This window comes from Planosporangium spinosum, assembly GCF_049999945.1.
GTDB classification, from domain to species: domain Bacteria; phylum Actinomycetota; class Actinomycetes; order Mycobacteriales; family Micromonosporaceae; genus Planosporangium; species Planosporangium spinosum.
Genome location: NZ_JBLYUB010000010.1, coordinates 79,544 through 105,506, shown reverse-complemented (window position 1 = coordinate 105,506; position 25,963 = coordinate 79,544). Strand labels below are relative to the sequence as shown.

Annotated in this window: 25 protein-coding genes and 1 tRNA gene; 10 read left to right on the top strand and 16 right to left on the bottom strand. The window is 71.4% G+C overall.

From position 1 onward, the window contains the following. Positions 1 to 51: 51 nt before the first annotated feature. Complete coding sequence (locus ACNTMW_RS15745; RefSeq protein ID WP_426634317.1) at positions 52 to 1,296, bottom strand: sugar ABC transporter substrate-binding protein; 1,245 nt, start codon at positions 1,294 to 1,296, stop codon at positions 52 to 54. Positions 1,297 to 1,414: 118 nt separating this feature from the next. Between ACNTMW_RS15745 and ACNTMW_RS15740 the strand changes: the two genes are divergently transcribed. Both ACNTMW_RS15740 and ACNTMW_RS15735 read left to right on the top strand, forming a co-directional pair. Beyond that, on the top strand, positions 1,415 to 2,488 hold the full coding sequence (locus tag ACNTMW_RS15740; RefSeq protein WP_426634316.1) for a LacI family DNA-binding transcriptional regulator: 1,074 nt from the start codon (positions 1,415 to 1,417) through the stop codon (positions 2,486 to 2,488). Then, entirely contained in the window at positions 2,485 to 4,017 is a 1,533-nt protein-coding gene (locus ACNTMW_RS15735) for a glycoside hydrolase family 13 protein (protein WP_426634315.1), read from the top strand. The genes ACNTMW_RS15740 and ACNTMW_RS15735 overlap by 4 nt, the downstream gene beginning before the upstream one ends. Positions 4,018 to 4,076: 59 nt before the next feature. Here ACNTMW_RS15735 and ACNTMW_RS15730 read toward each other — a convergent pair whose 3' ends face one another. The 5 genes from ACNTMW_RS15730 to ACNTMW_RS15710 all read right to left on the bottom strand — a co-directional run bounded on the left by ACNTMW_RS15730 (position 4,077) and on the right by ACNTMW_RS15710 (position 8,256). Then, positions 4,077 to 4,514: a hypothetical protein gene (locus ACNTMW_RS15730; RefSeq protein ID WP_426634314.1), complete on the bottom strand. Its 438-nt coding sequence runs from the start codon at positions 4,512 to 4,514 to the stop codon at positions 4,077 to 4,079. Positions 4,515 to 4,593: 79 nt separating this feature from the next. Beyond that, a complete protein-coding gene (locus tag ACNTMW_RS15725; protein WP_426634313.1) occupies positions 4,594 to 5,571 on the bottom strand; it encodes a YihY/virulence factor BrkB family protein in 978 nt (325 codons plus the stop codon). A gap of 31 nt (positions 5,572 to 5,602) precedes the next feature. Continuing rightward, positions 5,603 to 6,157, bottom strand: a complete 555-nt coding sequence (locus tag ACNTMW_RS15720; RefSeq protein ID WP_426634312.1) for a 2'-5' RNA ligase family protein — start codon at positions 6,155 to 6,157, stop codon at positions 5,603 to 5,605. Positions 6,158 to 6,163: 6 nt separating this feature from the next. Then, positions 6,164 to 7,201, bottom strand: coding sequence for a tryptophan--tRNA ligase (gene trpS / locus ACNTMW_RS15715; RefSeq protein WP_426634311.1), 1,038 nt, complete (start codon positions 7,199 to 7,201; stop codon positions 6,164 to 6,166). A gap of 68 nt (positions 7,202 to 7,269) precedes the next feature. Then, entirely contained in the window at positions 7,270 to 8,256 is a 987-nt protein-coding gene (locus ACNTMW_RS15710) for a hemolysin family protein (protein ID WP_426634310.1), read from the bottom strand. An 81-nt stretch (positions 8,257 to 8,337) separates the two neighbouring features. On the opposite strand from ACNTMW_RS15710, the gene galE reads away from it, so the two are divergent. Both galE and ACNTMW_RS15700 read left to right on the top strand, forming a co-directional pair. Next, positions 8,338 to 9,309, top strand: coding sequence for a UDP-glucose 4-epimerase GalE (gene galE, locus ACNTMW_RS15705; protein WP_426634309.1), 972 nt, complete (start codon positions 8,338 to 8,340; stop codon positions 9,307 to 9,309). Between the two features lie 213 nt (positions 9,310 to 9,522). After that, positions 9,523 to 10,410 carry a glycerophosphodiester phosphodiesterase gene (locus tag ACNTMW_RS15700; protein ID WP_426634308.1) on the top strand — a complete coding sequence of 296 codons (888 nt, stop codon included), beginning with the start codon at positions 9,523 to 9,525 and terminating at the stop codon, positions 10,408 to 10,410. Positions 10,411 to 10,427: 17 nt separating this feature from the next. Here the strand turns inward: ACNTMW_RS15700 and cysN are convergent, their stop codons facing one another. From cysN to ACNTMW_RS15660, 8 genes are all read right to left on the bottom strand, one after another. After that, on the bottom strand, positions 10,428 to 11,714 hold the full coding sequence (gene cysN / locus ACNTMW_RS15695) for a sulfate adenylyltransferase subunit CysN (RefSeq protein ID WP_426634306.1): 1,287 nt from the start codon (positions 11,712 to 11,714) through the stop codon (positions 10,428 to 10,430). Beyond that, positions 11,715 to 12,620, bottom strand: coding sequence for a sulfate adenylyltransferase subunit CysD (gene cysD, locus ACNTMW_RS15690; protein WP_426634305.1), 906 nt, complete (start codon positions 12,618 to 12,620; stop codon positions 11,715 to 11,717). A gap of 29 nt (positions 12,621 to 12,649) precedes the next feature. Beyond that, entirely contained in the window at positions 12,650 to 13,465 is an 816-nt protein-coding gene (locus ACNTMW_RS15685; protein WP_426634454.1) for a 3'(2'),5'-bisphosphate nucleotidase CysQ, read from the bottom strand. 101 nt (positions 13,466 to 13,566) lie between these two features. Further along, positions 13,567 to 14,163 (bottom strand): aminoacyl-tRNA hydrolase, encoded by a 597-nt coding sequence (gene pth, locus ACNTMW_RS15680; protein ID WP_426634303.1) that lies wholly within the window; start codon positions 14,161 to 14,163, stop codon positions 13,567 to 13,569. Positions 14,164 to 14,257: 94 nt separating this feature from the next. Beyond that, positions 14,258 to 14,878: a 50S ribosomal protein L25/general stress protein Ctc gene (locus ACNTMW_RS15675; RefSeq protein ID WP_426634302.1), complete on the bottom strand. Its 621-nt coding sequence runs from the start codon at positions 14,876 to 14,878 to the stop codon at positions 14,258 to 14,260. Positions 14,879 to 15,245: 367 nt separating this feature from the next. After that, the gene (locus ACNTMW_RS15670; RefSeq protein ID WP_426634301.1) at positions 15,246 to 16,226 is read right to left on the bottom strand and encodes a ribose-phosphate diphosphokinase; all 981 of its coding nucleotides are present in this window, start codon (positions 16,224 to 16,226) and stop codon (positions 15,246 to 15,248) included. A 132-nt stretch (positions 16,227 to 16,358) separates the two neighbouring features. Beyond that, entirely contained in the window at positions 16,359 to 17,834 is a 1,476-nt protein-coding gene (gene glmU / locus ACNTMW_RS15665) for a bifunctional UDP-N-acetylglucosamine diphosphorylase/glucosamine-1-phosphate N-acetyltransferase GlmU (protein WP_426634300.1), read from the bottom strand. A gap of 401 nt (positions 17,835 to 18,235) precedes the next feature. Then, positions 18,236 to 18,307 (bottom strand) — tRNA-Gln (locus tag ACNTMW_RS15660). Between the two features lie 235 nt (positions 18,308 to 18,542). Here ACNTMW_RS15660 and ACNTMW_RS15655 point away from each other — a divergent pair. Next, the gene (locus ACNTMW_RS15655) at positions 18,543 to 19,604 is read left to right on the top strand and encodes a hypothetical protein (RefSeq protein ID WP_426634299.1); all 1,062 of its coding nucleotides are present in this window, start codon (positions 18,543 to 18,545) and stop codon (positions 19,602 to 19,604) included. A gap of 113 nt (positions 19,605 to 19,717) precedes the next feature. On the opposite strand, the gene ACNTMW_RS15650 is transcribed toward ACNTMW_RS15655, so the two are convergent. Further along, the gene (locus ACNTMW_RS15650; RefSeq protein WP_426634297.1) at positions 19,718 to 20,206 is read right to left on the bottom strand and encodes a MarR family winged helix-turn-helix transcriptional regulator; all 489 of its coding nucleotides are present in this window, start codon (positions 20,204 to 20,206) and stop codon (positions 19,718 to 19,720) included. Between the two features lie 111 nt (positions 20,207 to 20,317). On the opposite strand from ACNTMW_RS15650, the gene ACNTMW_RS15645 reads away from it, so the two are divergent. The 5 genes from ACNTMW_RS15645 to ACNTMW_RS15625 all read left to right on the top strand — a co-directional run bounded on the left by ACNTMW_RS15645 (position 20,318) and on the right by ACNTMW_RS15625 (position 25,434). Continuing rightward, positions 20,318 to 20,878 (top strand): YceI family protein, encoded by a 561-nt coding sequence (locus tag ACNTMW_RS15645; RefSeq protein WP_426634296.1) that lies wholly within the window; start codon positions 20,318 to 20,320, stop codon positions 20,876 to 20,878. Between the two features lie 150 nt (positions 20,879 to 21,028). Continuing rightward, positions 21,029 to 22,822, top strand: a complete 1,794-nt coding sequence (locus ACNTMW_RS15640) for a serine hydrolase domain-containing protein (RefSeq protein ID WP_426634294.1) — start codon at positions 21,029 to 21,031, stop codon at positions 22,820 to 22,822. A 129-nt stretch (positions 22,823 to 22,951) separates the two neighbouring features. Then, a complete protein-coding gene (locus ACNTMW_RS15635; protein WP_426634293.1) occupies positions 22,952 to 23,548 on the top strand; it encodes a hypothetical protein in 597 nt (198 codons plus the stop codon). 192 nt (positions 23,549 to 23,740) lie between these two features. Next, positions 23,741 to 24,721, top strand: coding sequence for an acyl-CoA desaturase (locus ACNTMW_RS15630; protein WP_426634292.1), 981 nt, complete (start codon positions 23,741 to 23,743; stop codon positions 24,719 to 24,721). 107 nt (positions 24,722 to 24,828) lie between these two features. Further along, positions 24,829 to 25,434 carry a TetR family transcriptional regulator gene (locus ACNTMW_RS15625; RefSeq protein ID WP_426634453.1) on the top strand — a complete coding sequence of 202 codons (606 nt, stop codon included), beginning with the start codon at positions 24,829 to 24,831 and terminating at the stop codon, positions 25,432 to 25,434. 52 nt (positions 25,435 to 25,486) lie between these two features. Here ACNTMW_RS15625 and ACNTMW_RS15620 read toward each other — a convergent pair whose 3' ends face one another. Beyond that, complete coding sequence (locus tag ACNTMW_RS15620; protein WP_426634291.1) at positions 25,487 to 25,960, bottom strand: DUF4383 domain-containing protein; 474 nt, start codon at positions 25,958 to 25,960, stop codon at positions 25,487 to 25,489. Between the last annotated feature and the right edge of the window lie 3 nt (positions 25,961 to 25,963).

The following is a 25,963-nucleotide window of genomic DNA, read 5'->3' as shown; positions in this document are numbered from 1 at the left end:
TCACGGGCACCCGGAGGCCGCAACTTCCGGGAAGTTGCGTCGATCAAGCGGCTACTTGATCTGGTCCGCGATGGTCTTCGCGGCCGCCTGTACCGTGCTCGGCACGTCGGCGCCGCCGACCACCGCCGCCTCGGCCTTGCCGAACGGGTCCCAGATCGTCGCCATCTCCGGGATCGCCGGCAGGATCGCGCCGTTCCGGCCGGCGTCCAGGAACTTCTGCACGTCCGGGTCGTCGCCCTTGACCGCGTCCAGCGCCGCGGTCAGCGCCGGCGGCCGGGGCTCGGCCTGGTAGAGCGCCTTGGCCAGGTCGGTCCTGGTCAGGTAGTTGGCGACGAACTCCTGCGCCACCGCCTTGTTCTTGCCCTTGCTCGCGACGTAGAACGCCTGCACGCCCACGAAGGGCTGGGCCGGCTTACCGCCGGCGAAGCCCGGGATCGGTGACACGTCGTAGGACAGGCCGGCCTTCTTGATGTCGGTGATCGCCCACGGCCCGGAGACCAGGTACGCGGCCTTGCCACTGGTGAAGGTCGAGATCGCGTTGTCGGAGCCGATCGAGCGCTTGAGCGCGCCCTCGCCCTTCTCGCCCAGCGCCGCGATCTTGGCGAAGGCCGCCTGCGCTTCCGGCTTGCCCACGCCGAGGTCCTTCGGGTCGTAGTCGCCGCCCGCCTTGGTGCCGAACAGGTAGCCGCCGGCCGACGTGTAGAGCGGGTAGACGTGGTACGCGTCGCCGTTCTGCCCGACCTGCAACGACATGATCTCGCTGACCTTGCCGTCGGTCTTCAGCTTCTTGCCGGTCGCCACCAGGTCCTCGATGGTCGCCGGCGCGGCGGGTGCGAGCGCGGTGTTGCGGATGAGCGCGAGGTTCTCGATCGCGTACGGCACGCCGTAGAGCTGGCCGCCCGCGGTCACGGCCGTGATGGACTGCTCGGAGAACGCGGACTTCTGCGACGCCGACAACTGGACCGGGTCGATGGCGCCGTTGGCGACCAGGTTGCCGATCCAGTCGTGCGCGCCGACCACGATGTCGGGCGCCTTGCCCGACTGTGAGGCGGTCAGGAAGTTGGTCTGTAACTCCTTGGAGACGGCCTGCACCTTCACCGTTAGGCCGTTCTCCGCGCCGAACCGGTCGGCGAACGGCGTGAGCGCCGCCGCCCGCTTGTCGTCGGCCCAGATGACCAGGGTGCCGCCGGTCTTGGCGGCGGGCTTGTCGCCGCCGGACTTCTTCGAGCCGCAGGCGGCTCCGCCGAACAGCATCAGGGCGGCCGCTGCGACCACACCCGCGGTACGGATGCGCATCGGTGTCTCCTCGCTCGGGGGGTGCGTTGTTGCGGGCACGTTAGCAAGCGATTTCCATACTTGAAAGAGCTTGCATTCATCTTTCGCAAGGGCTTGCGGGGTGGGTTAGAGTGCCGCCATGACCTCCAGCGAATCCGGCGCCCGCGCCGACCCGACCCCGGAGCGGCCCGCCCCGGGTTCCTCGGGCCGGGCCCGGCTGGCCGACATCGCCCGGCAGGCGGGCGTCAGCGAGGCGACGGTCTCCCGCGTCTTCAACGACAAGCCCGGCGTGAGCGCCGAGACCCGGCAGGCCGTGCTGACCGCCCTCGACGTGCTCGGCTACCAGCGGCCCGAGCGGCTGCGCAAGCGCAGCGCCGGCCTCGTCGGCCTGGTGGTACCGGAGCTGGACAACCCGATCTTCCCGGCGTTCGCCCAGGTCATCGAGTCCACGCTGGCGCAGGCCGGGTACACGGCGGTGCTGTGTACCCAGACCCCCGGCGGCGTGACCGAGGACGAGTACGTGGAGATGCTGCTCGACCGGCAGGTCTCCGGCATCATGTTCGTCTCCGGCCTCAACGCCGACACCAACGCCGACCCCGACCGGTACCGGAAGCTGATCTCCCGCCCGCTGCCGGTCGCGTTCATCAACGGGTACGTCGAGGGTGTCGACGCGCCGTTCATCTCCTGCGACGACCACGCCGCCGGTGAGATGGCCGTACGCCACCTCGCCTCCCTCGGGCACCGGCGGATCGGGCTGATCACCGGGCCGAGCCGGTACCTACCGGTCCAGCGCAAGGTCGCCGGGTACCGGGAGGCCATGCGCGACCTGTTCGGCGAGGTCGACCCCGACCTCATCGAGCTGACCCTGTTCGGCGTGGAGGGCGGTGACGCGGCCGCCGCGCGCCTGATCGAGCGGGGCGTCACCGCCATCGCCTGCGGTTCCGACCCGATGGCGCTCGGCGCGATCCGGGCCGCCCGCTCCCGTGGCCTGCGGGTGCCCAGCGACCTCTCGGTGGTCGGTTACGACGACTCGCCACTGATGGCGTTCACCGAACCGCCGCTGACCACGATGCGCCAGCCGGTACGCCAGATGGCGGTCGCCGCGGTGCGCGCGCTCGTCGACGAGATCAACGGCGATCCCGCGCCCAACTCCGAGTACATCTTCCGCCCCGAGCTCGTCGTCCGGGGCTCGACAGGACCGGTGAGACAGTGAGCGACGAATGGTGGCGCGACGCCGTCATCTACCAGGTGTACCCGAAGAGCTTCGCCGACTCCGACGGCGACGGCGTCGGCGACCTGCCCGGGATCACCGCCCACCTGGACCACCTCGCCGACCTGCGCGTCGACGCGGTGTGGCTGTCGCCGTTCTACCGGTCGCCGCAGGTCGACGGCGGGTACGACGTGGCGGACTACCGCGACGTCGACCCGATGTTCGGCACCCTCGCCGACTTCGACGCACTGCTGGCGCGGGCCCACGAACTCGGCCTGCGGGTGATCGTCGACCTGGTACCCAACCACTCCTCCGACCAGCACCCGTGGTTCGTCGAGGCCCTCGCGACCGGCCCCGGCTCGGCCGCCCGCGACCGGTACGTCTTCCGGACCGGCCGCGGCGCCGGCGGTGAGCTGCCGCCCAACGACTGGGAGTCGGTCTTCGGTGGCCCGGCCTGGACGCGCACCCCCGACGGCCAGTGGTACCTGCACCTGTTCGACCCCGCCCAGCCCGACTTCAACTGGCGCAACGCCGACGTCCACGCCGAGTTCGAGTCGATCCTGCGGTTCTGGCTCGACCGCGGCGTGGACGGGTTCCGGGTCGATGTCGCGCACGGCATGGCCAAGGCCGACGGCCTGCCCGACGTCGGCTACCCCGGCCAGATCAGCCTGCTCGGCAAGGCCGTCCTGCCCTACTTCGACCAGGACGAGGTACACGAGATCTACCGCTCCTGGCGCAAGATCCTGGACAGCTACCCCGGCGAGCGGATGGCGGTCGCCGAGGCGTGGGCCACCTCGCCCGAGCGGCTCGCCCGCTACGTCGCCGCCGACGAGCTGCACCAGGTGTTCAACTTCGACTACCTGGCCGCCGACTGGTCGGCGCCGGCGCTGCGGTCGGTCATCGACGACTCCCTCGCCGCGATGGCACCGGTGGACGCCCCGGCGACCTGGGTACTGTCCAACCACGACAAGCCGCGCCACGTCACCCGCTTCGGCGGCGTCGGGCGGGCCCGGGCCGCGATCCTGCTGATGCTCGCGCTGCCCGGCTCGGCGTACGTGTACCAGGGCGAGGAGCTGGGCCTGCCGGAGGTCATCGACCTGCCCGACGAGGTACTCCAGGACCCGATGTGGCGGCGCTCCGGGTACACCGACCGCGGCCGGGACGGCTGCCGGGTACCGCTGCCCTGGTCGGGCGACGAACCGCCGTACGGCTTCGGCCCGGCCGGCTGCTGGCTGCCCCAGCCCCAGGTCTGGCGGGAGCTGAGCGTGCGGGCCCAGCGCGACGACCCGGACTCGATGCTCACCCTGTACCGCACCGCGATCGCGCTGCGGCGCGAGCTCAGCGGCGGGCTGGAGTGGCTCGACAGCCCGCCCGACACGCTGGTCCTCCGACGCGGGTCGGGACTGGTGTGCGCGGTCAACCTCGGCGCCGCGCCGGTCGCGCTGCCGAGCGGCCACTCGCGTGTGATCTGTGCCAGCGGCCCGCTCGACGGCGGCCTGCTGCCGCCCGACACGGCCGCCTGGCTGGCCTGACGGCTCGCCCGGCGGCGGCGGTCGGCCGGTCAGGCACTCAGCCGGCGCCGGTGGGCCGGTCAGCCGGCCTCGGTCAGGCGGGTCGCGATCCGGGCGAAGCCGGCGCGGACCTGCTCCGGGCTGGGCGGCGGGGTCGGCACGGCAGGCATCTCGCCGTGCCCGTCCGCGGACAGGTCCGGCCCGGAGAAGTCCGCCTCGGTGTAGTCCGCCCCGTCGGGGAAAGCCGACCCGTCGTCGACGGCGGCCAGCCGTGCGGCGGCGATGTCGCCGCGGATCTGGTCGAGGGACACATGCGGCTGGACCGGCTCGACCACCGCCATCAGCTCCTCGTCGGCGACGACCGACTCGGCGAGCGCCATCGCGTGCGCCCGCTCGTACGGCCCGCAGACCACCGGTTCCCATTCGTCGTCGTCGTTCAGCGGCCCGAACGTGATGATCCACGGCAGCTCGACGAGCGGCGAGTCCGGCGCGAGTTCCAGCGTCACAAGTGCACCCACCCGCCCATCATCACCCGGATGACCTTGAACTCACCGTGGTTCGCGCCGAAACCAACCTGTCGGCTGACACCGCGGACGGTCAGCCGCCTCGACTGACCTCTCTGGGGTCCGTCGACGGCAACCCCGGCCCGGCCGGCCCCGGCGCGGGGTGGGCCCGGCCGTCGTCCGGTTGCACCGGTCCCGCCGCGAGGTCGCGTACCGTGCCGTGCCGGCTGGTGGCGGCCAGCGCCGCGGCGAACAGGACGAGCTGGCTGAACAGGTACATGAACACCAGCAGCCCGATGGCCCCGGCGAACACCTGGTACGCCGGGTTGTGCTGGGTGCGCCCGATGTACCACCGGCCGAGCGTCTTGAGTACCAGCAGCCCGAACGCGAAGAACAACGCCGCGGGGACCAGGCGGCGCAGCGGCATGCGCAGCCGGGGCACGATGGCCAGCAACGCGGCGCCGAGGATGAAGTCGACCATGCCGGCGAACACCGCGGCGGAGTTGTTCAGCAGGGCCCGTAGCGCGGACTGCCGCGGCTCCCCGGCCAGGCCGAGTACCAGGTCCTGGACCCCACCGGCGATCGACACCGAGACGGTCAGCAGCACGCCGAGCACGACCAGCACGGCGACGTCCACCAGCCAGCGGATCAACCAGGGGCCGGGGTGCTCCTCGAGCCGCCAGACCGCCCGCTGGGTCGAGCGCAGCGTCTCCACCCAGCCGATACCGGCCAGCGCCAGGCCGGCCGCGGCCAACTGTCCCAGGCTCTGCGCGGTGCCGATCAGGTCCTCGATCCGTACCCGCGGCAGGTTTCCCTGCAGGTACGTGCGGACCGCCCCCACCACGAGCGGGTTGTCCCGCAGGATGTAGCCGATGACGCCGAACAGCAGCATGGCGAGCGCGAACACGGCGAAGAAGCCGTAGTAGGCGTCCGCGGCGGCCAGCCGCCAGCCGTTGACGTCGTCGAAGCGCTCGTACGCCCGGGCGACGTGGTCGAGCCGGGCCGACCGGCGGCGCACCGCACCGACCAGGGCCGTGCAGCCGTCCTCCACGCGCTCGACGAACCGCAGCACGTCAGCCCTCCCCGCTCACCGGCCCAGGGATCTACCCTCCATTGTCGGCGAGGGCGTCGGGACCGTTCGCCGCACCGAAGACGTAGTCCCGGCACGGGCGCCACCGCCCAGCCGAGCCATGTTCGAAGAGCGTAAATCCCTTAACCGGAAATTGCGCCTCGAACCCGGCCAAATCCCGGAACACGGCGTCGAGCTGCTCCGACGACACGTCCTGGGCCACCGTCACATGCGGGTGGTACGGGAAGCGGGTGACCCGGTCGATCACCGGGATGTCCTGGATCACGGCGTTGAGCCGCTCGCACTCGCTGATCCCGGCCGCGACCGCGACGAACACCACCTCGGTGATCGGCCGGAACGTGCCCGTACCGCGCAGGTGCAGGACGAACTCCGGGTGCGCGGCGGCGATCACGCCCAGCTCCCGCTCGATCACCCCGAGGTCGGCGGCGTCGATCTCGGTGGGGCCGAGCAGGGTGACGTGCGCCGGCACGTGCGCCGCCTGCGGGTCCCCCGCCTCGGCCCGCCGGCGGGTCAGCTGCTCCCCCCAGGGATCCGGTATATCGATCGCGATGCCGATTGTGGTACGCACGGCGGCTCAGCTGCTGGCGGCGGGGGCGAGGAAGCCGATGCGGTCGTACACACGGCGCAGCGTCTCCGACGACACCGCCCGCGCCTTCTCCGCGCCGACCGCGAGCAGCTTGTCGAGCTGCGCCGGGTCGTCCAGGTAGGTCCTGGTGCGCTCCTGGATCGGCCGGATGAACCCGACCACCACCTCGGCCAGGTCCTTCTTGAAGTCGCCGTAGCCCTTGCCCGCGTAGGCGAGCACGAGGTCGTCGATCGAGCGGCCGGTCAGCGCCGAGTAGATCGTGAGCAGGTTGGACACGCCCGGCTTGTTCTCGGGGTCGAAGATGATCTCCCGCCCGGTGTCGGTCACCGCGGACTTGATCTTCTTCGCCACCCGCGCCGGCTCCTCCAACAGCTCGACCAGGCCGTTGGGCGAGGACGCCGACTTGGACATCTTCGTGGTCGGCTCCTGCAGGTCGGTGATCTTCGCCGTGTCCTTGATGATGTACGGCTCCGGAATGACGAACGTCTTGCCGAACGTGGTGTTGAACCGCTGGGCGAGGTCGCGGGTCAGCTCCAGGTGCTGGCGCTGGTCCTCACCCACCGGTACCGCGTCGGTCCGGTAGAGCAGGATGTCCGCGGCCATCAGCATCGGGTACGTGAACAGCCCGACGCTGGACCGCTCGGCGCCCTGCTTGGCCGACTTGTCCTTGAACTGGGTCATCCGGCTGGCCTCGCCGAAGCCGGTGATGCAGTTGAGCACCCAGGCGAGTTGGGCGTGCTCGGGCACGTGGCTCTGCACGAACAACGTGCTCTTGTCGGGGTCGATCCCGACCGCGAGCAACTGCGCGGCGCTCACCCGGGTCCGCTGGCGCAACAGCTTCGGATCATGCCCCGCGGTGATCGCGTGCAGGTCGACCACGCAGTAGAACGCGTCGTGAGTCTCCTGGAACCCCACCCAGTTGCGCAGCGCGCCCAGATAGTTGCCGAGGTGGAACGAGTCGGCGGTGGGCTGGATGCCGGAGAACACCCGCGGTCGGTCGTGTCGAGCCTGGGACATGTCGGCCATTCTGTCAGCTCACCACGGGTGGCGGCGCCCGTGGGTCCCCCCGCGAACGTCGATCTCAACCGGCCTGCTCACGCCCCCGAGGCCGTGGCCGGGTCGCGCTCGCCGCCCGCCACCGGCGTACCCCCACCGGACGCGAGCGCCACCCGGGCCACCCGGCGCCCGTCCAGCGCGCTGACCACCAGGCGCCACCCCGCCAGCCGTACCTCGTCACCGACCGCCGGCAGCCGGCCCAGGCGGCACATGAGGAACCCGCCGAGCGTCTCGTACGGGCCGGGCGGCAGGGCGAAGCCGGCCACCTCGGCGAAGTCGGTCAGGTTGAGCCGGCCGTCGACCTCGGCGGGCGCCGTGCCGCCGGCGGGCACCGGCTCGGGCGCGGCGTCGTACTCGTCGTGGATCTCGCCGACCAGCTCCTCGATCAGGTCCTCGAGGGTCACGATGCCGGCCGTCCCGCCGTACTCGTCGACCACCACCGCGAGGTGGTGGCGCTCGCGGCGCATCTCCGACAGCGCCGTGAGCACCTGCTTGCTGGCCGGCAGCCGCTTGACCTCGCGGGCGAGCTGGCCGACCGCCGCCACGTCGTCGTCATCGGGCCGGATCGTGAGATCACGCAGGTGGACGAAGCCCACCACGTCGTCGGAGCTGCCGTCGATCACCGGGAACCGGGAGTGCCGGGCGTCGCGGACCAACCGCAGCGCCTCGGCGACCGGCAGCCGGGCGTCGAGGAACACCACGTCGGTACGGGGCACCATCAGCTCCCGGACGTGACGCGCCCCCGCCGCCAGCACCTCGGCGATGAGCTGCCGCTCCTCCCCGCGCAGCACGGTGTTCACCGCGACCAGGTCGCGCAGCTCCGCCTCGCTGATGCGCTCCCGGCCGGCGGCCGGGCCGGCGCCGAGCAGCCGGGTCAGCCACCGCGTCCCTGCGTCGGTGCCGCGGACGAGAACCCGGACGAGAGCGCGCCGGACCGGTCCCGGTACGCGCGGACGGGCCCTGCCCGCGGTGGTATCCGGCCCGGTGTCCCCGGTCTCCGGCCCGGTGTCCCCGGCCTGGCGCATGCCGGAATTGTAGGCGGGGCCGCCAGAGCCATCGGCACGCTGCGTTAGATTCTGGTGTACCGAAGCGTGAGGAGGTACCCGGTGAGACTGCTCGTGACCGGTGGCGCGGGGTACATCGGCAGCGTGGTGACGGCCCTGCTGCTCGACGCCGGGCACGAGGTGGTCGTGCTGGACGATCTTTCGACCGGTCATGAGGGTGCGGTACCCACCGGCGCGCGGTTCGTGCGGGGCCGGGTCCACGAGGTGATCGGCGACGTGGTCACCCCCGACTTCGACGCCGTGCTGCACTTCGCGGCGTTCATCGCGGCCGGCGAGAGCGTGGAGAAGCCCGAGAAGTACTGGGACAACAACCTGATCGGGTCGCTGCGGCTGCTCGACGCGATGCGGGCGGCGGGAGTACGCCGCCTGGTCTTCTCGTCGACCGCCAACGTGTACGGCGACCCGGACATCGTGCCGATCCCGGAGACCGCGCCGACCCGCCCGCCGAACCCGTACGCCGCGTCGAAGCTCGCGGTCGACCACGCCCTCGCAGGCGAGGCGACCGCGCACGGGCTGGCCGCGGCGAGCCTGCGCTACTTCAACGTCGCCGGCGCGCACCGGTGCCCCGACGGCCGCGTCATCGGCGAGCGGCACGACCCGGAGACGCACCTGATCCCGATCGCACTCCAGGTGGCGGCCGGCAAGCGGGACAAGCTGGTGCTGTACGGCGACGACTACCCCACCGCCGACGGCACCTGCGTACGCGACTACATCCACGTCTCCGACCTGGCGGCGGCGCACCTGCTGGCGCTGTCGACCATGGAGCCGGGCAGCCACCGGGTCTTCAACCTCGGCAACGGCAACGGCTTCTCCAACCGGCAGGTCGTCGAGGTGGTCCGGGAGGTCACCGGGCATCCGGTGCCGACCGAGGTCGGCCCCCGGCGGGCCGGTGACCCGGCTGCCCTGGTCGCCTCGTCCGAGAAGGCCAAGCGGGAGCTGGGCTGGCAGCCGGCCAGGCCGGCCCTGGCCCAGATGGTCTCCGACGCCTGGGACTTCCTGCGCCGCCAGGTGTGATATCCGGACACCGGCCCTCCCCCATCGATCTCCGCTGGCTGGACAACCACCCGTACGCTCACCACACCTGACCGATCGGACGGCTCGGACGGCTGGCACGGCTCCCACCGATCTTGGACACTTGGACCGCCACCGCCGGCCCCGCCGTCCACGGCGGTGGTCGCGGGACGTGGCGGTGGGTCCAACCGGGTAAGCCGGGCACCAGAGGAGACGATGAAGCGCTCAGCAGTCGCCGCCCTGTGTATCGCGATGTTGGTCGCGATCGTCACCGTCGCGGTGCTCTCCGGCCCTGCCTGGCTCGCACGTACCGCGCCGGGCACCGCGATGTTCCACCCGGCCCGCACCACCCTCCCGGCCCGGCACAGCACCCCGGCCGTGCCGCCCCGCGCCCGCCCACTGGTGTTCGGTCACCGCGGCGGAGTCGAGCGGGCCCACGAGAACACGATGGCCGCCTTCAACGACGCCATCTCGATCGGCGTCGACTACATCGAAACCGACGTCCGGCACAGCTCCGACGGGGTGGCCTTCCTCATCCACGACCCGGCGTTACCCCGGGCCTGCACGCCGTACCAGGGAAGGGAGATACGGTCGCTGACCGCCGCGCAGTTGGCGCAGGTGACCTGCGCCGGCCAGCCGATCCCGCGACTGAGCGACCTGGTGACCCGCCTGCGGCAGCCCGACGCCGCCCAGATCTCGGTGTTCCCCGAGGTCAAGGATGTCGACCCGCTCGGCGTCCGGGACATCCTGGCGCCGCTGAGCTGGTCGCGGGTGATCGTGCAGAGCTCCGACTACGCCGCCCTGGAGCAGATCAAGCAGGCCAGCCCGCAGGTACGGACCTGCCCGCTGATCTGGGCCGCGAACGGGCTCGACCCGGCCCTCGCCGTCACCGGAGACTGTGTGGCACCGGAGTACCACCTGGTCACGGCGGACCTCGTCGCACGGGCGCACGCCGCGGGCGCGATCGTCATCCCGTTCACGGTCGACGACCCGGCGGCGATGCGCCGCCTGGTCGCCCTCGGCGCCGACGGCGTCATCACCGACCGGCCGCGGGTGGCCCGGCAGACCCTCCGCCTACCGGGCCAGCTGCTCCAGCACCGCTGAGCCGCGTCGGTAGGGGCTCAGTCAGCCTCGATGATCATGCCGGCGCCGACCGTACGGTTGGTCGTCTCGTCGATGACGATGAACCCGCCCGTGGTGCGGTTGCGCCGGTACTCGTCGGCCAGCAGCGGCACCGTGGTGCGCAGTTTCACCCGGCCGATCTCGTTGAGCGCCAGCCCGTCGGCGCACTCGTCGCGGTGCAGCGTGTTGACGTCCAGGCGGTACTGGATGCCGCGCACGATCGCCCGCGCCGACCGGGTGGTGTGCTTGATGGCGTACTTGCCGCCGACGGTCAGCGGGCGGGACTCGTCCATCCAGCAGACCATCGCCTCGATGTCCTGCGCGACGGCCGGCTGGTTGTGCGGCCGGCAGATCATGTCGCCGCGGGCGATGTCGATCTCGTCGGCCAGCCGGATGGTCACCGACATCGGCGGGAACGCCTCGGTGACCGGGCCGTCGGCGGTCTCGATCGACGTGATCGTGCTGGTGAAGCCGCTGGGCAGCACCATCACCTCGTCACCGGGCTTGAGCACGCCGCTGGCGACCTGGCCGGCGTACCCCCGGTAGTCCGCCACCACGGTCGACTGCGGGCGGATCACGTACTGCACCGGGAACCGGACGTCGACCAGGTTGCGGTCGCTGGCGATGTGTACGTGCTCAAGGTGGTGCAGCAGCGACGGGCCCTCGTACCAGGGCATGTTCTCCGAGCGGCTGACGATGTTGTCGCCGCGCAGCGCGGAGATCGGCACGACCGTGAGGTCGGGCGCCTCCAGTTTGGCCGCGAACGCCGTGAACTCGTCGGCTATTTCCTCGAAGACCTCCTGCGAGTAGTCGACGAGGTCCATCTTGTTGACGCACAGCACCAGGTGCGGCACGCGCAGCAGAGAGCACAGGAAGGCGTGCCGGCGCGACTGCTCCAGCAGCCCCTTGCGCGCGTCGACCAGGATCAGCGCCAGGTCGGCGGTGGAGGCGCCGGTGACCATGTTCCGGGTGTACTGGATGTGCCCGGGGGTGTCGGCGATGATGAACTTGCGCCGCGGGGTGGCGAAGTACCGGTACGCCACGTCGATCGTGATGCCCTGCTCACGCTCGGCGCGCAGGCCGTCGGTGAGCAGCGCCAGGTTGGTGTACTCGTCGCCGCGCGAACGCGACGTCGCCTCGACCGCCTCCAACTGGTCTTCGAAGATCGCCTTCGAGTCGTACAGCAGCCGCCCGATCAGGGTGGACTTGCCGTCGTCGACGCTGCCGGCGGTGGCGAAGCGCAGGAGGTCCATGGCCCGCGACGGGGCCTCCGGGGAGATGGTCATCTAGAAGTACCCCTCACGCTTGCGGTCTTCCATGGCCGCCTCACTGACCTTGTCGTCGCCGCGGGTGGCGCCCCGCTCGGTGATCCGGGTGGCGGCGACCTCGTCGATCACCTTGTCGATGGTGTCGGCGTCGGACTTGACCGCCGCGGTGCAGGAGGCGTCGCCGACGGTGCGGTAGCGCACCCGCGCGACGAACGGTTCCTCCCCGTCCTTCAACGGCAGGAACTCGTTGATCGCGTACAGCATGCCGCCGCGGTCGACGACCTCCCGGTCGTGCGCGAAGTAGATCTCCGGCAGCCCGATCCGCTCCCGCGCGATGTAGTGCCAGATGTCCAGCTCGGTCCAGTTGGACAGCGGGAACACCCGGATCGACTCGCCGGGGTGGATGCGCGCGTTGTACAGCGACCACAGCTCCGGCCGCTGGTTGCGCGGGTCCCACTGGCCGAACTCGTCGCGGAAGCTGAACACCCGCTCCTTGGCGCGCGCCTTCTCCTCGTCGCGGCGGGCGCCGCCGAACAGCGCGTCGAAGCGGTACTTCTCCACCGCGTCGAGCAGCACCGGGGTCTGGATCCGGTTGCGCATCCCGTCACCCGGCTCGCGCACCAGCCCGGACGCGATCGCCTCCGGCACGCTGGCGACGATCAACTGGACGCCCAGCTCCGCCACCCGGGCGTCCCGGAAGGCGAGCACCTCCGGGAAGTTGTGCCCGGTGTCGACGTGCATGACCGGGAACGGGATCCGCGCCGGCGCGAACGCCTTCTCGGCCAGCCGCAGCATGACGATCGAGTCCTTGCCCCCGGAGAACAGGAGGACCGGGCGCTCGAACTCGGCGACGACCTCGCGCATGACGAAGATACTCTCGGCCTCGAGCGCATCCAGGTGCGAGACCCGGTAAGCAGCCGTCATCGCATTGAGACCCTTCATTGGGTATGGCCTCAGCCGGTGCGCCGCTCCAGTGCGGCGAGCAGCCGTGGCGCCAGATCCTTGCGACACACCACAAGATCAGGCAGCAGGGGGTTCCGACGATTGTATTCCAATCCCGACCCATCCAGTCGAGATGCGTGCAGCCCGGTGGCCAGCGCCACAGCGACCGGGGCGGCCGAGTCCCACTCGTACTGGCCACCGGCGTGCACGTACCCGTCGACCTCCCCGTCGATCACCGCTGCGATCTTCGCCCCGGCCGACCCCATCGGTACCAGCTCGGCGCCCAACTCCTCGGCGAGCCCGGCGAGGAACTCCGGTGGCCGGCTGCGGCTGGCCGCCAGGCGCAGCCGGCCACCGGAGGCGGCCTGGTGCGACAGCGGCGGGTACGGCGGCGCCGCCCCGGTCGCGAGGACCCGGTGCTGGGCCGGCAGGGCGACCGCACCGGCGGCGAGCCTGCCCGTGTCCGGCCCGGTGCGCTGCCACAGGCCGATGTGCACGGCCCAGTCGGTACGCCCCTCCTCACCGAACTCGCGGGTGCCGTCGAGCGGATCGACGATCCACACCCGGTCGGCGTCGAGCCGGGCCGGGTCGTCCTTCCCCTCTTCCGACAGCACGGCGTCGGCGGGCCGGCAGCGCGCCAGTTCGGCCACGATCAACTCGTGCGAGCGCGCGTCACCGGCGGCGCGCAGCGCGGCCGGATCGCCGTACCCCAACTCGGCGCGCAGGTCGAGCAGCAGCTCACCGGCCAGAACCGCCAGTGACCGGGCGAACGTGGCGTCAGCCGCCGGCGCGCAGTCACGCAGGGCGCGGGTACTGAGGCTCTGCATCATGGCGTCCTCTCGGTAGGTCCAGCGGGCAGGTGGCCGCACCACAGGACAACCATCCTCGTCACCGGCCGGCCGTGGCGCACCCCGAACGGTCGTGCGCGTCAGCCGGCGTGGTAGGTGTTCTGCGCGGCCTCCAGGCCCCGCACCGTGACCGCCTCGACGGCGTCCGCCGCGCGGTCGACGAAGTAGTCCAGCTCCTTGCGCTCGACCGAGGAGAAGTCCGACAGTACGTAGTCGGCCGGATCCTGCCGGCCGGGCGGGCGCCCGATGCCGAACCGCACCCGGATGTACTCCTTGCTGCCGAGCGAACGCGACATCGAGCGCAGTCCGTTGTGGCCGCCCTCACCTCCGCCGATCTTCAGGCGCAGCTGGCCGTACGGGATGTCGAGCTCGTCGTGGACGGCCACGATCCGGTCGACCGGCACCTTGTAGAACTGGGCGAGCCCGGCGACCGGCCCCCCGGACAGGTTCATGTAGGTCAACGGCTTGACCAGGACGAGCCGGGGCGCGTCCACCCCGACCCCCAGCCGCCCCTCGGCGGTCTCGGCGACGACCCGGCGGTTGCGGGAGAACCGCGCGCCGATGCGCTCGGCCAGCAGGTCGGCGACGAAGAACCCGGCGTTGTGCCGGTTGCCGGCGTACTGCGGCCCGGGGTTGCCCAGCCCGACCACCAGCCACGGGGAAGCAGACTCAGCCATCACGCTCCAAACGGTTACGCCGATCCCGGATCGGCACACGGGTACAGCCGTGTACTGATCCGGGATCGGCGCGCAGACGTAGGTCGGCCGACCGTCAGGCCTCGGCGGTCTCCTCGGCCGGAGCCTCGGCGGGGGCAGCCTCGCCGGCCTCGGCGCCGAGCTGCTCGGCGGTCGGCGCGGCGGTCACGACGACCACGATCAGCTCCGGGTCGGCGGCCAGCTCGGCGCCCGCGGGCAGGGCCACGTCGGCGGCGGTGACGTGGCTGCCGGCCTCCAGGCCGGCGATCGAGACCTCGAGGTGATCGGGCAGCCGGGTCGCGTCGGCGAGGATGCTCAGCGTGTCGTTCTCGTGCACGATCAGGGTGCTGGCGGCCGCCTCACCGGTCAGCTGGACCGGGACGTCGACCGTGACCTTCTCGCCACGCCGCACGATCAGCAGGTCCACGTGCTCGTACGTGTCCTTGATCGGGTCGCGCTGGATCGACTTCGGCAGGGCCAGGGTGCTGCCACCGTCGGCGATCTCGATGTGGAAGAGCTGGTTGGCGCCGCCGTGGCGGATCGCCGCGGCGAACTCACGCGCGGGCAGCGCGATGTGACGGGGCTTCTCGCCGTGGCCGTACAGCACGGCGGGCACCTTGCCGGCCCGACGGGTCCGACGGGCACCACCCTTGCCGAACTCGGTGCGGGGCTCTGCGCTGATCTTGACCTCGGACACGGAAGTACTCCTGTAGTGATCTGTACTGCGGGCGGCTGCGGTGCTCGGGCAAGGGTGCGCGGGGCACGGGGACCCGGAGCACCGCGTCGATCACGGTGCCCGCTCGGTCATCGCGCGCGGTCAACGCGCACGGCCCGCAGGGCACCCTCGCCGTGGCAACCGCAACAGCTTACCCGAGTCACAACGACGATCTCGCCGGGGGCGCCCGGCCGGAGAACCCCGAGCGCCCGGTCAGGGACCGGCCAGGGAAAGGCGCCCGGCCCACAGGTCAGGACCGGCAGGCCGGGCGACGGACCGGCGCGCGCCGCTCAAGGTTCAGGACCGGCGCGCGCCGCTCAAGGTTCAGGACCGGCGCGCTACCGGCGGCTCAGGAGAGGCCGCCGAAGAGGGTGGTCACGGAGCCGTCGTCGAAGACCTCGCGGATGGCGCGTGCGATCAGCGGTGCGATCGACAACTGCGTGATCTTGTCGAGCTGCTTGTCCTCGGCCAGTGGCAGGGTGTTCGTGACCACCAGCTCACTGATCTTGCTGTTGCCCAGTCGCTCGACCGCCGGGTCGGACAGGATCGGGTGGGTCGCCGCCACGATGACGTCCGCCGCCCCCTCGTCGACCAGGATCTCGGCGGCCTTCGTGATGGTGCCGCCGGTGTCGATCATATCGTCGACGATCAGGCAGATCCGGCCCTCGACCTCGCCCACCACGCGGTTGGCGACCACCTGGTTGGGCTTGAGCGGGTCGCGCGTCTTGTGAATGAAGGCCAGCGGGCAGCCGCCCAGGCGGTCGGTCCAGCGCTCGGCCACCCGGACCCGACCCGAGTCCGGGGCGACCACGGTCATCGGCCGCCCGGCGTACTTGTTCTCCACGTAGTCGGCCAGGATGTCCATCGCGAACAGGTGGTCGACCGGACCGTCGAAGAAGCCCTGGATCTGCGCGGTGTGCAGGTCGACCGTCAGGATCCGGTCCGCCCCGGCCGTCTTGAACATGTCGGCGACCAACCGGGCCGAGATCGGCTCCCGGCCGCGGTGCTTCTTGTCCTGCCGTGCGTACGGGTAGAACGGCAGCACCACGGTGATGCGCTTGGCGGAGCCCCGCTTCAGCGCATCCACCATGATCAACGATTCCACGAGCCACTTGTTGACCGGCTGCACGATCGACTGGACGACGAACGCGTCGCTGCCGCGCACCGACTCCCGGTACCGGACGAAGATCTCTCCGTTGGCGAAGTCATAGGCATCCATCGGCGTCGGTGCCACCCCGAGCACCGATCCGACCTCCTCGGCCAGTGCCGGGTAGCCGCGGCCGGAGAAGAGCATGAGAGATTTACGGTTATCAGCGACAATGCTGCCCATCAGCTGTCTGCTTCCGTCTCGTCGGGCGGGTCGGTGTCGCGGCCATTGTTCGTCAGACCGCGGGCCGACCACGGAGGACGTGGTAACCGGATGACTTACCTCACTGTCAACGGTCCCACTCCCGGCGCCCAGCTACGAATCCGCTGGTCCAGCCCCGTCTCCGGCACCCTCCTGCGCCGCCTCGGCCGCCTGCGCCGCCGCGGTGCCGGGACGCTTGCGCGGCACCCAGCCCTCGACGTTGCGCTGCGGCGCCCGGCCCACACCGAGCGCGCCCGGCGGGACGTCCTGGGTGATGATGCTGCCCGCGGCCGTGTAGGCACCATCACCCACAGTAACGGGTGCGACGAACATGTTGTCCGCGCCGGTACGGGCGTGGCTGCCGATCGTCGTGCGGTGCTTGTTGACGCCGTCGTAGTTGACGAAGACCGTCGCCGCACCGATGTTGGTGTGCTCACCGATGGTGGCGTCACCCACGTACGACAGGTGCGGGACCTTGGCGCCCTCGCCGATCTCGGCCTTCTTCGTCTCCACGAACGTGCCGACCTTGGCCTTCGTCGCCAGCTTCGAGCCCGGCCGCAGGTACGCGTACGGGCCGACCTGGGCCCGTGGCCCGATCTCGGCCTCCAGGACGTGCGCCCGCACGACGACCGCGCCCTCGGCGACCACGCTGTCGACGACCGTCGTGTCCGGCCCCACGACCGCGCCCTCGCCCACGGTGGTCGTACCGCGCAGGTGCGTGTTCGGCTCGACGACCGCGTCGCGGCCCAGCGTCACGGTCACGTCGATCCAGGTCGTCGCCGGGTCGATGATGCTGACCCCGGCCCGCATCCAGCCGAGGTTGACCCGGTCGCGCAGGATGGCCCGGAGCACCGCCAGCTCCGCCCGGTCGTTGCAGCCGAACACCTCGGTCGCGTCCTCGGCCTGGTGGGCCAGCACCGGGTAGCCGGCAGCGACCAGCAGCCCGACCACGTCGGTCAGGTACTCCTCACCCTGGTCGTTGTCGGTGTCCAGCTTGGCCAGCATCTGGCGCAGCACCGCCGCGTCGAACACGTACGCCCCGGCGTTGATCTCCCGGATCGCGCGCTGCTCGGCGCTGGCGTCCCGCTCCTCCACGATCCGCTCGACCGTGCCGACCGGGCTGCGCAGGATGCGGCCCATGCCGGCCGGGTCGGGCACCTGCGCGGTCAGGATCGTGGCCGCGGCACCCGCGGTCTCGTGCACCTCGACCAGACCGCCGAGTGTCACCGGCCGCACCAGCGGGAAGTCGCCGTTGACGACCACGACGCTGCCGGTGAGGTCGCCGACCGCCTCCATGACCATGCGGACCGCGTGACCGGTCCCCCGCTGCTCGGCCTGCAGCACCGTGCCGGCCTGCGGGGCGATCTCCGCCAGGTGGCCGCGCACCTGGTCGGCACCGTGGCCGACGACCACGAGTACCCGGCTGTCGCCGAGCCCCTCCCGCGCCGCCTCCAGCACGTGGCCGAGCACCGTGCGCCCGAGCAGCGGGTGCAGGACCTTGGGCAGCGCGGACTTCATCCGCTTACCCTCACCGGCGGCAAGAACGATCAAGGTCCGAGACGGGGCTGATTCTGCCTGCTCAGGGTGCACGTGCTGCTCCCTCGATGGGGGTCGGTGGTCGGACAACCGTCATCGTAGTCAGCTACCCTCCGGCCCCTCGCGGGGTCATCGGCCGACCACACCACCCGGCTCACGTGACCGCACCGCACCGCACCGCCCGACGGCGTGGCCGCCACCTTGACCGCTCCGCCTAGCGTGCGCGGAGTGGCGGTGACCAGGCGTGGACTGCTGATCGGCGGTGGGCTCGCCGGGCTCGGGCTGGCCGGCCTCGGCGGTGCGGTACTCGTCGACCGCGGCGTCCTGCCCGACCCGTCCGTGGTGCACCTGTCGAACGGTTGTCACGACGGCCGGTTCTGGGGGCACGTCGCGCCGGCGCAGATGCGGTTCGTGGCGGAGGCGCTCACGCCCGCAAAAACGAACTTAAAGTCCAGCTCGGCCGCCAGGGTTCGAACCTGGACAATCACATCCAAAGTGTGAGGTGCTGCCAATTACACTACGGCCGATCGTGTTTCCCCTACGGCTCTGAAGACTACCGAACCGGCGATCGAGAACGCACGCGACAACCGGTCGACGGAGGATCTCGTCGGACCGCCGCGACACCGAACGAACGCCGCGACGCATTCCGGAGAGCCGCACCCGACCGGCTCCCGTGACACGAATCCGACCCGACAGCACCGGCCTGGAATCCCGTCACCAGGGGGAATCGCCATCCGACGATGTGTACGGCATTATCACCCGGTGCGTACTCATCGCCTGCTGGTAGCCGGCCCGGCCCTCCTGATGGCCAGCCTGGCCGTCGCGGCCGGCATCGGTATCGACGCCCGGCCGGTCTACGCGGCCGGGGCACAGTTGACGGTCAACCCGACCAAGGGCGCCCCGGACGCCCCGTTCACCGCGGTGTACCGGTTCCCCCGGCAGAACAACCAGCCGTGCGGGCCGGCCGTCGTCTTCCATTGGGACGGGGCCGAACTCGACCGGGCGACACCGGTGCCGGCCGGCGACGCGTGCGTCGCGACGCTGCACCGGGCACCGCCGCCCGGCGCGTACCCGAAGGCCAGCACCCACGTCATCAGCGCGGGCGCGCGCAACGGTACCGGCGGCAACCAGGTGGCGTTGGCGGCGTACACGGTCACCCCGGTCCCCGCCGCGACACCCACCGCCGCGGGTACGGCGGCGCCCGGCGCCCGCCCGCCGTCGGCCGCCGCCGTACCCGCACCGAGCGGTACGGCGACGCCCGGCCGGTCACCCAGCGCCACAGCCGAGGCGGCCGTACCGCAGGACAGCGACGAGGCCGGGGCTCTGCCGGAGGCCGACGCGGTCGGCCCTCCGGCGGTCGCGACCGGTGACCGGGCGGCGGGCGACGGCGGGTCGTCCGCGACGGGTTGGCTGGTGGCCGCCGGTACGGTGCTGTTCCTGGCCGGCGCGGCGACGTTCGGCGCGATCGCCTGGCGGGCCCGGCGAGCGAAGGCGGCGGAGGCGGCGGACGGTGCGGTCCTGGACGACGGGACCGACTCCCGCGGCACGATCGAGCCGTTGACGGGGATTGTCCTGTCGCCTCCACCGGACGCGGCGACCCACCGGTTCCCCGCCGCGGTCTACACCAGCCCCCAACCCGGACAGCCCACAGCCGAGGAACCGCGCCCGAAGCCTCAGGAACCACCGGTGACCGCCGCGCAGCCGGAGACCGCGCCGACCCGGGAGCAGGAGCCGCCGGTGTCCCTGCCGGAGCAGCGCGCGCCACAGCCCCCGCCGCTGACCCGGCGCCGGCCCGGCACCGCTGACCCGCTACCTGGGCAGTAGCCGCGAGGTCGGCCGGCGCGACACCATCGCGCCGGTTGCCGGTTCGCTCCGGCCACCGACCCACGCAATCCTGGAGGGCCGGGCGCCAGCACGGGTGCCCGGCACTCCGGGAGCTACGAAGGACCCTGGGAGCAGGTGACGCCGCCGTCCTCGTCGAGCGCACCGAGCACGGCGTCGGAGATCTCGGCGAGGGCACGGACCTGGTCGCGGGTGAGCCGGTCGAGGAAAAGCCTGCGTACGGTCTCGACGTGCCGCGGCGCGGCCTGCTCGATGGCGCGCCGCCCGGCCGGGGTGAGCACGATGAACGCGCCCCGGCGATCGTCGGGGCAGCCTTCCCGCTCCACCAGCCCGCGCTTGTGCATCCGGGCGAGGTGGTGGGACAGCCGACTCTGCTCCCACTCCATCGTCCGGGCCAGTTCCGCGACCCGCAGCCGCCCGTCGGGCACGTCGGTGAGATGGACCAGCACCTCGAAGTCGGCCAGGGACAGCTCCGAGTCGGTCTGGAGCTGCCGGTTGAGCCGGGCGTTGAGCCGGCCCTGCATGCGCACGTAGCCGCGCCAGGCGCGCTGCTCCTGCTCGTCGAGCCAGCGGGGACTTGTCATGTCACCCACTCTAGCGGAATACATGACGCATCATGTACGTTGTAACCAAGCGCATGACGCATCATGCACTTGCCGAGCCCCTAGCTCACCAAGCTTCACGAGGAGAACCTGATGACCACCACCGCTCCCGACCTCACCGCCCTGACCGGCCAGTACACCCTCGACGCCACGCACACCCGTATCGGCTTCGTCGCCCGCCACGCGATGGTGACCAAGGTCCGGGGCGCGTTCAACGAGTTCGAGGGCACCGCCAACGTCGACGGTGCGGACCCGAGCAAGTCGAGCGCCTCGGTGACCATCAAGGCCGCGAGCATCGACACCCGCAACGAGCAGCGCGACGGCCACCTGCGCACCAACGACTTCCTCGACCCGGAGACGTACCCGGAGATCACCTTCGTCTCCACCGCCGTCCAGCAGCTCGACGAGACCACCTTCCGGGTGACCGGCGACCTCACCATCAAGGGCGTCACCAAGTCGGTCACCATCGACTTCTCCTACGAGGGCGCCGCGAAGGACCCGTTCGGCAACCTGCGGATCGGCTTCGAGGGCTCGACCGTGATCAACCGCAAGGACTTCGGTATCACCTGGAACGCCGCGCTGGAGACCGGCGGCGTGCTGGTCAGCGAGAAGATCACCCTGGAGTTCGAGGTCTCGGCGATCAAGGTCGCCTGACCCGACCTCCGCATGCTCCGCGCGGCGCCCCGCCGCGCCGCGCGGTCAGCCACCCGACGGGCTGGGAGAACGTCGCCGGTACGCCGGCGCGCTCCCGGCCCGTCGGCGTATCCGCCGGGTAGGTTCGTCCTGAACCACGGAGGTAGGTAAATGGCTGTCGACCCGTACCCGCCGCTCCCCGGCGACCTCTCCGCGGCGGTCGGTGCCGCCGCCGCCCTCGCCGAGACGTTCCAGCACGCGGGTGGGCAGCCCGGCATCGCGTACGGCATCGTCGCGGGCGGCGAACTGGTCCACGCCGACGGCATCGGCGAGCGGCGACTCGGCGGTCCCGCGCCCGACGCCGACACCGTGTTCCGGATCGCGTCGATGACCAAGAGCTTCACCTCCTCGGCCGTCCTGCTGCTGCGCGACCGGGGCGCGCTGCGCCTGGACGACCTCGTGGAGACCTACGTCCCGGAACTGGCGGGGCTGAAGGGGCCGACCGCCGACTCGCCGGCGCTGACCGTGCGGCATCTGCTGACGATGGCCGGTGGCCTGCCCACCGACGACCCGTGGGGCGACCGGCAGCAGGGCCTCCCGCTGCCGGCCTTCGCCGACCTGCTGCGGGGCGGCCTGAGCTTCGCCTGGGCACCCGGCACCCGGTTCGAGTACTCCAACCTCGGTTACGCACTGCTCGGCCTGGTCGCGTCGGCCGCGGCCGGGATGCCGTACCGGGACTTCGTGACCGACCACCTGCTCACTCCGCTCGGGCTGGCCCGTACCGCGTTCGACCCGGCGGGCCTACCGGAGCACGAGGTGGCACGCGGGTACCGCCGCGTCGACGACCACTGGGCGGAGGTGCCGTTCGACCCGTACGGGGCGTTCGCGCCGATGGGCGGCCTCTTCAGTACCGTCCGCGACCTCGCCCGCTGGGTCGCCGGCATGATCGACGCCTTCCCGGCCCGGGACGACAACGACGACGCGCACCCGCTGCGCCGCGCCAGCCGGCGCGAGCTGCAGCAGCCGCACCACGGCATCTCGTCCGCGGCGCTGTCGGACCGGTGGCCGTTCGACGACGTGACGAGGCTGTCCTCGCGCGCCTACGGGTACGGGCTGTTCGTCGACGACGACGCCCGGCACGGCCGGGTGGTCTTCCACAGCGGCGGCTACCCGGGCTTCGGCAGCCACATGCGCTGGCACCCGCAGCGGGGCGTCGGGGTCGTGGTCCTGGCCAACAGCACGTACGCCGCCGCCCGTACCCTCGCCACCGACATGCTCGCCGCCCTCCTCGACGCGGCACCGGACCGCACGGCCGCCCGTGGCCCCGCGCCCCACGGCCGGCCGGCATGGTCGGCGACGCTGGCGGCGCGCGCCGACGTGACGAGCCTGTTGACGACCGGCTGGGACGACACGGCCGCCGCCCGCTGGTTCGCCGGCAACGTCGACCTCGACGAACCGCTCCCCCGGCGCCGCGCCGAGATCGAACGCATCCGCGAGCAGCTCGGGCCGCTCCAGCCGGAGGCGGACCGCGAACCGGTGCACGACTCGCCGGCCCACTGCGCGTGGTGGTTGCGCGGGCCGCACGGGCGGGTACGGGTCGGGATCCGGCTGACACCGGAGAAGCCGCCTCGGGTACAGACCCTCGACCTGACCGTCGCCCGGCGCCCCGGCGAACGGCTGCGCGCGATCGTGGACGAGGTGATCGCCGCGCTCGGCGACCCCGCGCCGGCCTTCCCGGCGTCCGTGACGACCGCGCCGTCGCTCGACCGGGAGCGGCTCACCCGGATGATGCGGCTGGCGGCGGCCTGGGCGGGCGGGTGCCGGCGGGCGGAGGTGGCGGCCGGTGACGGCGTCACGGCCACCACGGTCAGGATCACCGGACGTACCGGCGACCTGACGGTGAGCCTGCAGACCGACGGGGAGACCGCGACCGTCTCGGCGTTCAGCGTCGACATGGCCCTCTGACGGCCGGTTCACCGACGAGCGCCACCCCGCACCGACCCGCGACCCGCTGACGGGCTCCCGGGCGTCGACGCGGCCCGTTTACGGCCGGCGAACCGTTTCCCGGCAGCAGCGCTGGGCAGTCACACGCTCGTGCCTACCGAGGAAGAGCAGCCGGTAGCCGAGTTCGTACTCGACCAGGAACTGGTCGACGCCTTCACCGACGGCCGGGTGGACGCCATCGGCGAGGTCCAGCTGGCCGACCAGGTCGCCCAGCTCCTACCGCTGCACTGGACCGCCCCGAACGAGATCATGGCCGCGATGCAGCGGATCATCCAGCACCTCGGGGGCGAGCGGGAGCTGCTGGCGTGGCTGGAGCGCCAGCCCGGCCCGCCCCGGCTGGTGGCACGGCTGTACGTCCTGATCGGCCTGCTCGACCAGGTCACCGACGAGGCGGCCGTGGTCAGCGCGCTGGGCGAGTTGCGGCGGAGGGTGCCGTACCCGCCGGGCCTCGGTGGTTACCTGCTACCCGACACCAGCGCCGAGACGCTCGCCGACCTGTCGGAGAAGATCGAGGGCCTGCTCGCGGACGACCGTACGGAGGACGCCTTCCGCCTGGCCGTCGCCGCCGCCGCGATGCTCCAGGAGATCGCCCCGCGCACCGCCCACCTCGATCCCGGGTTCGGCGCCCTGGGCGACGTGCTGGAGCAGATCCGGAGCGACCTGGTCGCCGCCGCGGCGGGCCGGTGACGCCGTCACCCCGACGAAAGTGTCACCCCATTGATGGAACTGTCCCGCACAACGCCCGTGTGACCAGCGGAAACGTCGACCAGCGTCGAGATGGCACAAGACTTCCACCGTCCCACCCGCTGCATTCTACGCAACCGTAGGTTACGGTGACGTAAGCGTAGGACTCCACCGTCCCCGACCCTGCGAGGTGCCATGTCCGCCCCGGTACTCGACAAATCCCCCAGCACGTCCCCGACCTCCGACGGCCCCAAGCCCCTGACCGAGGGCAAGCAGAGCGTCGGCATTCTGATCGCGCTCTGGGCCTTCGTGGTCCTACCGTTCGCCGCGGTCGTCGCCGCGGCGCCCGTCGCCTGGGGCTGGGGTCTGTCGTGGCTGGACGTCACGATGTTCGTGGTGCTGTACGTGATCAGTGGCATGGGGATCGGCACCGGCTTCCATCGGTACCTGACGCACGGCTCGTTCAAGGCCAACCGCCCGCTGCGCATCGCGCTGACGATCGCCGGCTCTCTCGCCATCGAGGGCAACCCCACCCAGTGGGTCGCCGACCACCGGCGCCACCACGCGTTCTCCGACCGGGAGGGCGACCCGCACTCGCCGTGGCGCTACGGCGAGAGCGTCTGGGGCCTGACCAAGGGCCTGCTGTACGCGCACGTCGGCTGGCTGTTCCACCGCGAGCTCTCCAACCGGGAGCGCTTCGCCCCGGACCTGCTCGCCGACCGCGACGTCCGGCGCATCGACCGTGCCTTCCCGGCGCTGGTGGCCACCTCGGTCCTGCTGCCCGGCGTGATCGGCGGCCTGGTCACCTGGTCGTGGCAGGGCGCGCTGTCCGGCATCTTCTGGGCCGGCCTGGTCCGCATCGCGCTCCTGCACCACGTCACCTGGTCGATCAACTCGATCTGCCACGTGTACGGCGAGCGCCCCTTCGAGACCCGCGACGGCGACAAGGCCAGCAACTTCTGGCCGCTGGCGATCCTGTCGTTCGGCGAGAGCTGGCACAACCTCCACCACGCCGACCCGACCTGCGCGCGGCACGGCGTCGACCGGGGCCAGATCGACATGAACGCCCGCCTGATCTGGATTTTCGAGAAGCTCGGCTGGGCCACGAACGTGCGCTGGCCCCGTCCTGACCGGTTGGACGCCAAAAGGCTGGACCGCGCTGGCACGATGAGCTAGTGACAGACAAAGCGAATAACGACGAACCACGCGCGACCGCCGCGCGGCCCGCGACGCCGCGCGGCGGTGACGCTGTTACCCCGCCGAAGTCCACGTCACGGGTACGGATGTCGTCCGCGCAGCGCCGGGAGCAGTTGATCGTGATCGGTCGGAAACTGTTCGCCGAGCGCGGTTTCGACGCGACCTCCATCGAGGAGGTGGCGGCCCGGGCCAAGGTCTCCAAGCCCGTCGTGTACGAGCACTTCGGCGGCAAGGAGGGTCTGTACGCGGTCGTCGTCGACCGGGAGGTCCGGGCACTGCTGGAGCGCATCACCACCGCACTGACCGCCGGCCACCCACGTGAGCTGCTCGAACAGGCGGCGCTCGCACTGCTGGACTACATCGAGAACGACACCGACGGCTTCCAGGTCCTGGCGCGGGAGTCTCCGGTGATGTCGACCACGGGCAACTTCGTCAGCGTCCTCAACGACGTCGCACACCAGGTCGAGCACATCCTCGGCGCCGAGTTCAAGGCCCGGGGGTACGACCCGAAGCTGGCGGAACTGTACTCGCAGGCCCTCGTCGGCATGGTGGCCCTCACCGGGCGCTGGTGGCTCGACGTACGCAAGCCACGCAAGGACACGGTCGCGGCGCACCTGGTCAACCTCGCCTGGAACGGGCTGTCCCACCTCGAGGCCAAGCCGTCGCTGATCACCAACGCCAGGCGTCGCTAGCCACCCCGTACGGTGTGGTTGCGGCGCCCGGCGTCGGTGAACCGCGCGTCGGTCAGTGCGCGGGCTGACCGGTCCGGAAGCTGTGCTCGGCGTCCGCGGCCTCGGTCGGACCCACCTTGCCGTAGAGGCCGGCGGCGAAGAACACCATGCCGAAGATGAACGACATGACGCAGTTGACCATGGAGAAGGAGAGGAAGTTCGCGTCGGTCCGCAGCAGCGCCATCATCGCCATGCCGGCGATCAGGAAGATCGCGCCGCCGGCCAGGTTGAGAGCGACGAACACATTGCGCCCGATCACCGCACCGGCCAGCACGATCGCACCGGTGATGATCGACAGCACCGAGAACGCCGGGTTGGTCAGCAACCCCAGCACCCACTCGCCGTGACGGGCGAAGAAGTCCAGGTTGTGGGTGCTGATGAAACCGATGATGCCGAAGAGCAGCACGTACAGCCCGATAAGGCCGGACAGCGCCCGGTAGAGCGGCCGCAGCGGGTGGTTGATCGGAATATGCGCCATGGGGTGCATTCT

Excerpts from the sequence above, each read along its gene's own strand:
- ACNTMW_RS15745 (WP_426634317.1), bottom strand. The coding sequence starts at position 1,296 with ATGCGCATCCGTACCGCGGGTGTGGTCGCAGCGGCCGCCCTGATGCTG.
- ACNTMW_RS15740 (WP_426634316.1), top strand. The coding sequence starts at position 1,415 with ATGACCTCCAGCGAATCCGGCGCCCGCGCCGACCCGACCCCGGAGCGG.
- trpS (WP_426634311.1), bottom strand. The coding sequence starts at position 7,201 with ATGGCCGACATGTCCCAGGCTCGACACGACCGACCGCGGGTGTTCTCC.
- ACNTMW_RS15710 (WP_426634310.1), bottom strand. The coding sequence starts at position 8,256 with ATGCGCCAGGCCGGGGACACCGGGCCGGAGACCGGGGACACCGGGCCG.
- ACNTMW_RS15700 (WP_426634308.1), top strand. The coding sequence starts at position 9,523 with ATGAAGCGCTCAGCAGTCGCCGCCCTGTGTATCGCGATGTTGGTCGCG.
- cysN (WP_426634306.1), bottom strand. The coding sequence starts at position 11,714 with ATGACCATCTCCCCGGAGGCCCCGTCGCGGGCCATGGACCTCCTGCGC.
- cysD (WP_426634305.1), bottom strand. The coding sequence starts at position 12,620 with ATGACGGCTGCTTACCGGGTCTCGCACCTGGATGCGCTCGAGGCCGAG.
- ACNTMW_RS15685 (WP_426634454.1), bottom strand. The coding sequence starts at position 13,465 with ATGCAGAGCCTCAGTACCCGCGCCCTGCGTGACTGCGCGCCGGCGGCT.
- pth (WP_426634303.1), bottom strand. The coding sequence starts at position 14,163 with ATGGCTGAGTCTGCTTCCCCGTGGCTGGTGGTCGGGCTGGGCAACCCC.
- ACNTMW_RS15670 (WP_426634301.1), bottom strand. The coding sequence starts at position 16,226 with ATGGGCAGCATTGTCGCTGATAACCGTAAATCTCTCATGCTCTTCTCC.
- ACNTMW_RS15650 (WP_426634297.1), bottom strand. The coding sequence starts at position 20,206 with ATGACAAGTCCCCGCTGGCTCGACGAGCAGGAGCAGCGCGCCTGGCGC.
- ACNTMW_RS15645 (WP_426634296.1), top strand. The coding sequence starts at position 20,318 with ATGACCACCACCGCTCCCGACCTCACCGCCCTGACCGGCCAGTACACC.
- ACNTMW_RS15640 (WP_426634294.1), top strand. The coding sequence starts at position 21,029 with ATGGCTGTCGACCCGTACCCGCCGCTCCCCGGCGACCTCTCCGCGGCG.
- ACNTMW_RS15630 (WP_426634292.1), top strand. The coding sequence starts at position 23,741 with ATGTCCGCCCCGGTACTCGACAAATCCCCCAGCACGTCCCCGACCTCC.
- ACNTMW_RS15625 (WP_426634453.1), top strand. The coding sequence starts at position 24,829 with ATGTCGTCCGCGCAGCGCCGGGAGCAGTTGATCGTGATCGGTCGGAAA.
- ACNTMW_RS15620 (WP_426634291.1), bottom strand. The coding sequence starts at position 25,960 with ATGCACCCCATGGCGCATATTCCGATCAACCACCCGCTGCGGCCGCTC.